This window comes from Planctomycetia bacterium (assembly GCA_021413845.1).
In the GTDB taxonomy this organism is placed as follows: domain Bacteria; phylum Planctomycetota; class Planctomycetia; order Pirellulales; family PNKZ01; genus PNKZ01.
This window is the reverse complement of record JAIOPP010000063.1, coordinates 19,898-30,523: the sequence shown is the minus strand read 5'-3', so window position 1 is coordinate 30,523 and position 10,626 is coordinate 19,898. Positions and strand designations below refer to the sequence as shown.

7 protein-coding genes and 1 pseudogene are annotated in these 10,626 nt (G+C 61.8%); 7 read left to right on the top strand and 1 reads right to left on the bottom strand.

The window, feature by feature from the left end:
* Positions 1–34 precede the first annotated feature (34 nt).
* On the top strand, positions 35–1,513 hold the full coding sequence (locus K8U03_11570) for a DUF1501 domain-containing protein (GenBank protein ID MCE9605522.1): 1,479 nt from the start codon (positions 35–37) through the stop codon (positions 1,511–1,513).
* A gap of 90 nt (positions 1,514–1,603) precedes the next feature.
* Complete coding sequence (locus tag K8U03_11565) at positions 1,604–1,765, top strand: hypothetical protein (GenBank protein ID MCE9605521.1); 162 nt, start codon at positions 1,604–1,606, stop codon at positions 1,763–1,765.
* 122 nt (positions 1,766–1,887) lie between these two features.
* Here K8U03_11565 and K8U03_11560 read toward each other — a convergent pair.
* Positions 1,888–2,040, bottom strand: a pseudogene (locus K8U03_11560) (VIT family protein).
* 328 nt (positions 2,041–2,368) lie between these two features.
* On the opposite strand from K8U03_11560, the gene K8U03_11555 reads away from it, so the two are divergent.
* The 5 genes from K8U03_11555 (at position 2,369) to K8U03_11535 (ending at position 10,548) form a co-directional block, all read left to right on the top strand.
* Complete coding sequence (locus K8U03_11555) at positions 2,369–3,769, top strand: DUF1501 domain-containing protein (GenBank protein ID MCE9605520.1); 1,401 nt, start codon at positions 2,369–2,371, stop codon at positions 3,767–3,769.
* A 191-nt stretch (positions 3,770–3,960) separates the two neighbouring features.
* A complete protein-coding gene (locus tag K8U03_11550) occupies positions 3,961–4,395 on the top strand; it encodes a hypothetical protein (protein ID MCE9605519.1) in 435 nt (144 codons plus the stop codon).
* Positions 4,396–4,460: 65 nt separating this feature from the next.
* On the top strand, positions 4,461–6,881 hold the full coding sequence (locus K8U03_11545; protein MCE9605518.1) for a DUF1549 domain-containing protein: 2,421 nt from the start codon (positions 4,461–4,463) through the stop codon (positions 6,879–6,881).
* A 39-nt stretch (positions 6,882–6,920) separates the two neighbouring features.
* Complete coding sequence (locus K8U03_11540; GenBank protein MCE9605517.1) at positions 6,921–8,252, top strand: DUF1501 domain-containing protein; 1,332 nt, start codon at positions 6,921–6,923, stop codon at positions 8,250–8,252.
* Between the two features lie 28 nt (positions 8,253–8,280).
* Complete coding sequence (locus K8U03_11535) at positions 8,281–10,548, top strand: PPC domain-containing protein (GenBank protein ID MCE9605516.1); 2,268 nt, start codon at positions 8,281–8,283, stop codon at positions 10,546–10,548.
* Positions 10,549–10,626 lie beyond the last annotated feature (78 nt).

Genomic DNA, 10,626 nt, shown 5'->3' with positions numbered 1-10,626 from the left:
GAAGCTTGACGCACGTCATTACGAGAACTTCCTCATGTCGAGTGACTTTCGTTCGCACCCCTGTCGCCGCGCGGCACACGCCGCTCATGCCTTCGTTGACTTTCAAGGGACGACGCGTGAAGGCCTGACCGTGGTCGATCGTCGCGGAATGCTGAAGACCGGTGCGGCGGGCATCGCCGGCTTGTCGCTCCCCACATTGCTCCAAGCGCGCGCCGAAGCTGCGACCGCCGGGCGAAAAACGCGTGCTCCCAAGAGCGTGATTCTGCTGTGGATGGCCGGCGGTCCGAGCCAGATCGACACCTGGGATCCGAAGCCCGGTCGGCCGGAGAACAACCGCGGACCGTTCGGCGTGACGCAAACCAAACTCCCCGGTGTCGTGATCTGCGAGCACTTGCCGAAGCAGGCCGCGATGCTCGACAAGTTCACGATCATCCGCTCCGTCGATGCGCGACACAGCAATCACGAACCTAACAAAGTCTTTCAAACGGCGAACCTCACCGCCGAGGCCCGCACCAATCCCGAAGCGGAGCACTATCCCGCCTTGGCGTCGGTGATCGCGAAGCATCACGGGGCCAATCATCCGTCGATGCCGCCCTATGCGGCGTTTATGAAATCGCGCTCGCACTTGGCATTCGCCGGATACCTCGGTAAGCAGTACGATCCGTTTCTCTGCGGGCAAGCGACGAAGCTGCCGGTGTACTCGAACGTCGGCGTCGACACGGGCGACGTGACCGGCGGCGACTTATTTCAATTGCCGACGGGTCTCTCCGTCGATCGTTTGCACGATCGCCGCGCGCTACTGCAACGATTCGACCGGATGCGCGCTGGGCTTGATCAATCCGGCTCGATGCAGGCGCTCGATGTTTATCAGCGGCAGGCGGTCGATATGCTGTTGGGCGAACGAGCTCGCAACGCATTCGACGTCGAACGCGAGCCGCAGGCCGTTCGCGACCGCTACGGGAAGCATTTGTGGTGTCGCCAAGCGCTCATCGCGCGGCGGCTGGTTGAGGCCGGTACGGCCTTCGTCACGCTTGACTTGAGCTACCACTCCGCATCCGGCACATGGGACACTCACGGCGACAACATTCCTCCCTACGGCGGCATCAAGAACGGCCTCGGTCCGCTGCTGCCGCTCTTCGATCATCTCATCACGACGCTCGTCGCCGATCTCGACGAACGGGGATTGTTGGATGATGTGCTTGTGATCGCGATGGGAGAATTCGGACGTACGCCCAATATAGGTACCCAAGGGAGCACCGACGGCCGGAATCACTGGCCGGTCGTGATGTCGATGTGTTTGGCGGGAGGCGGGCTCCGGCATGGTCAGGTCATCGGCGCGTCGAGTCGCGACGGGGGCGAGATCCATGAACGCCCCGTCACCCCGGGCGATCTTGCGGCGACGCTATTCCGTTATTTCGACGTTCCTCAAGACGTGAGCTACCTCGACAATCGAGGGCGGCCGCGTTTCATCTTGGATCAGGGTGGAGCGCCGATTCGGGAACTGATCGGATAGCGGGCCGGCGGAGCCGAACGCCCGATGCCTCATGCGGTGAATTGAATCGCCCTTTCGCGCAGCGCTCGTCGGATCATCACTCAGAACTTGGTGATTGCTTTAGGAACGATCGTGCTGCTGACGGTGGCGACCACGCTGGGACTCGCTCGGATCGGACCGGCGGTCGTATTCCACGAAGGGAGCACGTTGTTCGTCATCTTCAATTCTCTTCGAATCTTGGCGTATCAGCAGGACCTCGGCGAATCGGGCTAAATCCGATGCGGCCGTTGAGCGGCCGCTCAGGTTCCAGGTCGAACATGCTCGAATAGCCGAGGCAGGACTCAATCGCAGTGCTATATCAAGGATCGCCGGCGCTTTAGAAGGGCAAAGTTTTCTCACACCACCGCTCCGAATAAGGCCCCAACTCCGGCCGTGAGCGCCATCGCCAAAGCTCCCCAAAAGGTGACTCGCCATGCGGCCATCGCTACGGGTACGCCTCCGACCCGGGCCCCTAATCCGCCCAGCAGCGCCAGCAACACGAGGGAAGTCACAATCACGACGGGAAACGTCGCCGTTTTCCAAAAATCCACTGCAAAACCGCTGAACAGGCGTCAAGCGAAAAGTCGGTGGATCAGCGCACCAGTTTGTCTTGGGATGCGGAGATCTACGACCTCGTCACGCGGAAGCGGTCGTAAGACGCGATAACGGATCCACAAAGTCACCAAATACCCCTCAACTCGTCGAATGTTTCCGCAGAGCCGTTTCGTTGCCGTGCCCCCTGGTAGCCGCGACTCATCTTGAGCCTGGCAGGTTGTCGATTCATAATGCCTAGCATCCGCCTGCTTTCCCGCCCCGGCATCCCGCTTACATCCAGCCATGCTCACTTTGAACGCGCCCGTGCCGCGCTTCTGCGATCGTTTGAATCGCCGCGAATGGCTTCGTATCGGCGGCATCGGCCTCGGCAGCCTCACGCTGCCCGCGTTGCTGCAAGCTCGCGCACGAGCTCAATCGCCGTCGCGGGGTTCGTTCGGTCGAGCCAAGTCGGTCATCGTCGTGTGGCTCGGCGGCGGCATGCCGCAACACGAAACATTCGATCACAAGCTCGACGCTCCGGAAGAAATTCGCGGCCCTTTCGGCGCGATCGACTCCGCGACGCCCGGCTTGAAAGTCGGCGGCCTGTTGCCGAAGATTTCGCGACTGACCGACCGGCTTGCCGTGATTCGTTCGATGTCGACCGGCGACAACGCGCACTCAAGCAGCGGCTACCAAATGCTGACCGGCGTGCCGCACATTCCGCTGAGTCAGGAAAATGCGACGCCGCAAAGGCCGAACGATTCTCCGTCGCTCAACGCGCTGGTTCGCGCGTTGAAGCAGGAACGGGGCGGTTTGCCTCCGGCGATTACGGTGCCGCTGCGGATGGCGAACGTCGGCGAGGTTGTTTGGCCCGGTCAGGATGCCGGCTTTCTGGGCAAGAAGTACAACCCGTGGGTGCTGACCTGCGACCCTGCCGACGCGAAGTTCACCGTGCCCGGCTGTGAGTTGCCGGAAGAACTGTCGCAACTGCGACTTGACGGCCGGCTTTCGTTCCTCAGTCAAATGAATCAGCAGCTCGGTCAAATCGATCGCAACGAAGCCATCCGCGGTTACGGGAGGCAGACCGATCAAGCCATCGAACTCCTCTCGGGCGGCAAAGCTCGGCAGGCTTTCCATCTGAATCAAGAAAGCGACAAGACTCGTGATCGCTACGGTCGCACGAAGTGGGGCCAGAGCGTATTGCTGGCGCGGCGGCTCATCGAAGCCGGCGTGTCGCTCGTCCAGGTCAATTGGGCGAGGATCGAGGGCAAGCCGAACGGCGGCGGGTGGGACACGCACGACAAGCACAATGAGCTTCTGAAAGACACGTTGATGCCGATGCTCGATCAGACCTATTCTGCTCTGATCGAAGACTTGGAGCAACGCGGCCTGCTCGATGAAACGCTGGTCTGCCTCGTCAGCGAGTTCGGCCACACGCCGAGGTTCAATGCCCGCGCCGGCCGCGACCATTGGGGAAAGGTTTTCTCGCTGGCCCTCGCAGGAGGAGGCGTGCGCGGCGGCACGGTTCATGGAGCAACGGATCGCCTTTCGGCCGAAGCGACCACGCCGATCGTCAAGCCGTGCGATTATTTGGCGACCGTGTACCACTGCCTGGGTTTCGAGCCCGACACGATCGTGTACGACCAGTTGAATCGCCCGATCCCGATCAACCGCGGCACTCCGGTGCGGGAAGTGCTCGTCTGATCGTTATCGTTGACGCTGTTGATGTGGCGAATGCTTCACGAGTGGGATCGGTGACGGGCTTACGCCGAAAAGGAAATGTTGCCTAAATACGAGCGCCGTCGCTTTGCGACACATTCCGCCCTCCAGCGTTCTGCCTTGTTAGTGCCTCCGCCGGCCGACCAGGGTCCGTCTTCCGCAGCAGCTATCAAGCCATGCCAAGAATCTCGGCCCTACTACTTTTCGTCGTCGTCGGAACCGCGTCGTCCGCCGAACCCAACGATCAGACGGATCTTGAGTTTTTCGAGTCGCGCATTCGGCCGATCTTCGTCGAGCATTGTTACAAGTGCCATTCGGGACAAGCCCAACGAATTGAAGGCGGCCTGCGCGTCGACTCACGGACGGCCCTGCTGAACGGCGGTGATTCCGGCGCGGTGGTCGTCCCCGGCCGACCCGACGAGAGTCTGTTGATCACCGCGGTGTCGTACTCAGCCGATGCATCGAACATGCCGCCGGCCGGCAAGCTGAACGACCGCTCGATCGCCGACTTGCGGAATTGGGTGAAGCGGGGAGCACGGATGCCTCACGGCCCGAACGACGCCGCAGTTGGGCTTGGAAGATCAACTTGTGTTCAGGCATGGATCAACTAAGATTGATGTTCCCCGCCTGATATCCTGCCGTCCGCGATCCAATTCGCCTGCCCGTCGGCTCTCCGATGCTACTATCCCTGCTCATTGCGTCGGTTCTCACCGCCCCCGCCTCGTCGAGCGGATCGACGACGGGGCTGCGCCTCGATCCGCCCGCGCCGTTGCTCACCGGAGCCGATGCACGTCAGCAACTGTTAGTGACCGCGATTCACTCAGGGGGGGAAGTCGACGCCACGGATGAGGCGGTATTCGCTTCATCGAACCCTAAGATTGCAACCGTGAGCGAAGATGGAGTCGTGCTCCCGGTCGGCGACGGCTCGGCCGTAATATCCGCGACCTTCGACGGCCGATCATCGTCGGTCGATGTTCGTGTCGAACATGTTGCGGTGTTACCGTCGCCTCATTTCGCTCGCAACATTATTCCCCTGCTCACCAAAGCCGGATGCAACTCGGGTGCTTGCCACGGAAAGCAAGGCGGTCAAAACGGTTTCAAGCTTTCGGTTTTCGGGCACGACGTCGGGGCCGACTACCAAGCGATCGTCTGCGAAGGGCGTGGGCGGCGATTGTTTCCCTCGGTGCCGCGCGAGTCGCTTTTACTCACGAAGGCGACGAATCGAGTGCCGCACGGCGGCGGTGGACGTTTGGAAGAAAACTCAACCGAGTACCGGCGATTGCTTCGCTGGATCGACGCCGGGATGCCGTACGGCAGCGACGACGCTCCGCACGTCGTCGCCATCGACGTACAACCCAAAATTCGAACGATGCGCGAGCGCTCGCAGCAACGACTGCTGGTCACGGCCACGCTCTCCAACGGCTCGAGCCGCGACGTGACGCATGAGGCGGTTTACACCTCCAACGACGACACGCGAGCAACCGTCGATCAGCACGGTCGTGTCGCCACGAAGATGATGGCCGGAGAATCGGCCATCGTCGCTCGCTTCCAAGATCATGTCGCTGCAACCTTCGTTACGGTACCGTTGAACCGCGCGCCGGTCGACGCGAACGGACTCTCTCGCTGGGATCGCTCGCACTTCATCGATCGACTCGTGGCCGATAAGTGGCAACGGCTGCGGATATCCCCTTCGCCTCCTGCCGACGACGCCACGTTCCATCGCCGAGTGTATCTCGATCTGATCGGCAAATTGCCGACGCCGATCGAAGTCACTGCGTTCTTGGCCGATCCGTCGGTCGACAAACGGACGCGCCTCGTCGATTCGTTGCTTGATCGACCGGAATATGCCGACTATTGGGCGTTGAAGTGGGCCGATTTACTCCGGATCAATAGCGAGGATCTCGGGGCCAAGTCGGCCTATCGTTATCACCTTTGGCTGCGCGACTCTCTGGCTCGCAACCGACCTTATGACGAACTCCTGCGTGATTTGATCTTGTCGCAAGGGCCCGACGAAACGAACGGCGCCGTCGGCTTCTACCGTGCGTTCGCGAATCCGAACGATCTGACCGTCGCCGTGAGCCAGGTGTTTCTCGGCGTTCGGCTGGAGTGCGCAAAGTGCCACCATCATCCTTACGAAAAATGGGGCCAAGAAGATTTCTACGGACTCGCCGCGTTCTTTCCTCGCGTTCATAAAAAAGGGGCCGGAGTCGATCTCAGCTTCTTCATCGCCGACAAAGGCGAAGTGACGCACCCGCGTACTAAAACGGTCGTCAGCCCGAAAGTCTTATTGGGCGCGTCGTTCGATGGGGCATCGATCGCCGATCCGCGCCGCCCGCTAGCCGAGTGGCTCGCGACGGCCGAGAACCCGTTCGTCTCCCGAGCGCTGGTGAATCGAGTGTGGGGGCAACTGATGGGCCGCGGCTTGGTAGAGCCGATCGACGACATGCGCGACACGAACCCGGCGACGAACGAACCGTTGCTCCAAGCATTGGCCGACGATTTCATCGCACACGAATTCGATCTTCGCCGCTTGATCCGTACGATCGCCGTCTCGCGCGTCTACGGCCTCAGTTCGGAGGCGAATGCCGACAACCTTCGCGACACGCAGAACTACTCGCGCGCGTATCGCAAGCGACTCGGCGCCGAAGTCTTACTCGACGCGGTCTGCGATGCGACGGGAGAATCGGAAGCGTTCGCCGGAACTCTTCCCGGCACGCGCGCCGTTCAACTGTGGGATCATCGATTGCCGTCGGCCTTTCTCGATACGTTCGGGCGTCCGCAACGCAAGACGGTTTGCCAATGCGAGCGGTTGCCCGACAGCACGCTGGGACAAGTCCTCCACCTCATGAACTCTCCGCTGGTGAACGACAAGATCAGCTCGCTGTCGGGCCGTGTGGCCGAACTCGTCGCTAAGCGGCTTTCGCCCGACGAAACGATCGTCGAGTTGTACTTAGCCGCATTCGGTCGTTTGCCTCGGGCCGAAGAGAAAGCAGCGGCACGCAGGGCCTTCGAATCGTCGGGGGCCACGCATCGCAGCGCGGCCGAAGACATCCTTTGGGCGCTGTTGAACTCAGCCGAGTTCGTGCTGAACCATTAGACGTCGCGAATCGTACCGTCAACCAAAGAAGTCCCGGATATGAAGCACCTCTATTGCGACGGCAACACGCGCCGGAGTTTTCTCCAGGCCGGTCTCGGCGGCGCCGCCGGATTGGGGCTCGTTCCGCTGCTCCGTGCAACCGCCGACGGCGCGGTCGCGAAGCCGGTCGCGGCCCGTGCCAAGCGATGCATCTTGGTTTGGATGGACGGCGGCCCGAGTCACCACGAGTCGTTCGATCCGAAGCCGGATGCTCCCAGCGAAATTCGCGGCGAGTTCGATCCCATCGCTTGCAATGTTCCGGGCCGGCAGGTCTGCGAGCACCTGCCGAAGATGTCGCAAGTCATGGATCGGGTCACGGTCATTCGGTCCGTGACGCATCACGATCCGGGCCACGGCGGCGGCAATCATTATCTCACGACCGGCAGCCCGACTCCGACTCCGATCGGCTGCGGCGATTCGGCGAGTTTTCATCCCAGTCTCGGCTCGTTCATCTCGAAGGAACGGGGCGCTCCGCCGGGCTTGCCGGCCTACGTACAGTTCGCACTTCCCTCGGCAATGCGATCCGGCGGCCCGAATTTTCTCGGCAGCAAATACGCTCCGCTGTTGATCTCGAACAATCCCAACAATCCCGACTTTCAGCTTCCCGATGTGACGCTTCCGTTGGGCATCGCCGAAGGCCGAGCGCAATCGCGTGCGGCTCTGCGCAAAGAGCTCGATAATCTCGTGCGGATCGGCGATGAGGCGGCGGCCGACCCGGCACGAGGCCTCGATAGCTTTCAAGAGCAGGCTCATCGACTCATCACCTCGTCTCTTACGAAGCAAGCGTTCGACATCAACAACGAGCCCGACCGAGTGCGCGACGCTTACGGTCGCACGATGGTCGGTCAACAGTGCTTGCTGGCCCGCCGGCTGATCGAGGCCGGTGTTCCATTTGTCACGGTTCAGCACGCCGGCTGGGATCATCACGCGAACATCTTCAAGTACCTCAAAGATCGCTGGCTCCCGATTTTCGATACGGCGTTCTCCGCGCTGCTGCGCGATCTCGATGAGCGCGGATTGCTCGAAGATACTCTCGTCGTCGCGTTGGGCGAGTTCGGTCGCACTCCGAAGATCAACAAGGACGCCGGACGGGACCATTGGCCGGGAGCGATGTCGATCGTCGCCGCGGGAGCCGGCGTACCGCGCGGGGGCGTAATCGGCGCAACCGATAAGCAAGGGGGCGTGCCGAGCGAACGTCCTCTCAAGGTCGAGGATTTCTTCTGCAGCTTATACGCTAAGCTGGGAATCGATCCGCACAAGGAACTCATCACGCCGGAGGGACGTCCGGTGACGATCGTCAACGGCGGTAAGCCGATCGCCGAATTGTTCTGACATTCGCTCACGGTAGGCTTTCATTCCGATGTCGCTTCCTCGCATCTACTTCGGGTACGCACTCGCCTGGAGCATCGGCCTATCGGGGGTGATAAGCGAAACGAGCGGCCTCGCGCAATCGACTCCGAAGATCGAGTATCTGTTTCCCGCCGGAGCCCGACGGGGAACGACGGTGGAAGTTCAACTGGGCGGCGAGTTCATGCCGGACGCTTGCCGGCTATCGAGCGACGATGCCGGCATTTCGCTGCAGCCTTCGACCGCGAATCGCTATCGAGTGTCCGTAGCGGCGAATGCTGATTCGCGTGCGCACGACGTTCGCCTCGCGTCGGTGCAGGGAGCGTCGCCGCCGTTTCCTTTCCTAGTCGGCGACTTGCCGGAAGTCGTGCATGTCGACCGTGGAAAAACGCTGGAGTTGAAACTACCGGTGACCGCCAACGGTCGTTTGGAATCCGCCGGCGATATCGATGAGTATGGGGTGACTCTCGCCGCGGGAACGCAAATCGTTTGTGCCGCCACCGCCCGAGCGTTTCGCTCGCCGGTCGACGTCATGATCCGCGTGCTCGACCCGGACGGAAGGCCGATCGCCGCCGGCTCGCCGCGTCGCGAAGTCGACGCGCTGGCGGTCTTCCGTGCGACTCGGGCCGGGCGCTACACGATCCAAGTCTTCGACTTTCAGTTGACCGGCGGATCGGCGCACGTCTATCGCCTGACGGTCACCGACGGCCCTTGGCTCGACTATGTGTTTCCCTACGGCGCATCGCGTACCGCGGAAACTGCCGCCACCCTGCATGGCTGGAACTTGCCTTCCGCATCGGGAGTTACGCTTGCCCTGCGGATCCCGCCGCAATCGTCGACGCATTACGAAGTGACGTTGCCGGGCGGCGCGAATCGCCTCTCGATTCCCGTCGGCGAGAGCACCGAGACGCTCGAAGCGGAACCTAACGACGATGCCGAACATGCGATGCCGCTTCCGCTCGATTCCACGGTCAACGGCCGACTCGCGCAAGCCGGCGACGACGATTGGTTCGCGATCGACGCCGAGAAGGGGGCGCAGTTCGCGCTCCGCGTTGAATCCGCCGAGCTGCATTTTCCGACCGACATCGTCGCGGCCGTCGTCGATGCCGCCGGAAAGAAGCTCCTTGAAACGGACGACTTCAAAACCTCGCGCGATCCGAGCTTCCGGTTCACCGCTCCGACCGCCGGCCGTTATTTCGTCATGCTGCATGATCGTAGCCGGCGCGGCGGCTCCGACTTCGTTTATCGCCTGCATCTCACTGCGCTACGGCCCGACGTGACGGCTCGCGTCAACACGGCGTCGCTGACCGTCCATGCCGCGAAGACGATGACCTTGCCGGTGCTGGTGGAACGGATCGATGGCTTGTCCGATGAGTTGGAGATCGCCGCGGTCGATCTCCCCGCAGGAGTGACCGTTGCGCCGCAACCGGTCCCCGCCAAGACACCCGCCACGGTCGAACTTTCCTTCGCCGTGACGAACAAAACCGCGCCGCTCGCAAAGCTTGTGGGGGTCGTCGTTCGGAGCAAGAGCGGGAGTCGGACGATCGCCAGGGCCGCCGCGATCGCCGACTCGCCGACGGCGACAACGGCCGTCGATCGACTCTGGCTTGCCGTGAGTCCGGAGATCCCTTTCAAGTTGAAGACCACGACGACGATTCTCGATGCTCCGCGCATGGCTGCGTTTCGGTTCCCGGTCACGGCCGAACGAGAAGCTGGTTTTTCGGCGCCGATTCGCCTCGTGGGCGTCGAACCTGATCGTCGCGGCACCGTGGTCCCACTCGAGGGGCAAGTCTCGGAAGGGGAGAGTTCCGGTTCGATTCCGCTGGTGATCCAACATAAAACGATCGAAGGGACGACGCACCGTTGCCGAGTGATGGGCGTCGCCGAGGTTCCAGGGATCGACGGCAAGACCTACGCCGTCTTTCAAGTCGCAGCCGGCAGCATGTCGATCGGTTGTCAGCCGAGTCTACTGACGATGACTATCGATCCGCCGATCGTCGTCGGCAAGCCGGGAACGACGCAGCGCATCGAAGTTCGGCTGATGCGACGGGTGGCGATGGGGCCGATCAAGCTGCGATTGCACCCGCCGGCAGGCGTCGCGGGGCTCGATTGCGATTCGGTCGAAGTCGGTGTCGACGCGAATCTTGCGGTGCTGACGTTACGAGTCGCGGACCGAGCGACGTTGCCGCCCCGCACCACGATCGAAGTCAAAGCCGAGTCCTCGCACGACGGCTTACCCATTTACGGCACGACTTCCTTCCGCCTGGAATCCGCGCGATAAGACCGCAGGACTTTGACTGCTGCATCCGAATCCCGTATGGTCAAAAAATCGAGTCGACGTATAAATCCCGTGCAATAG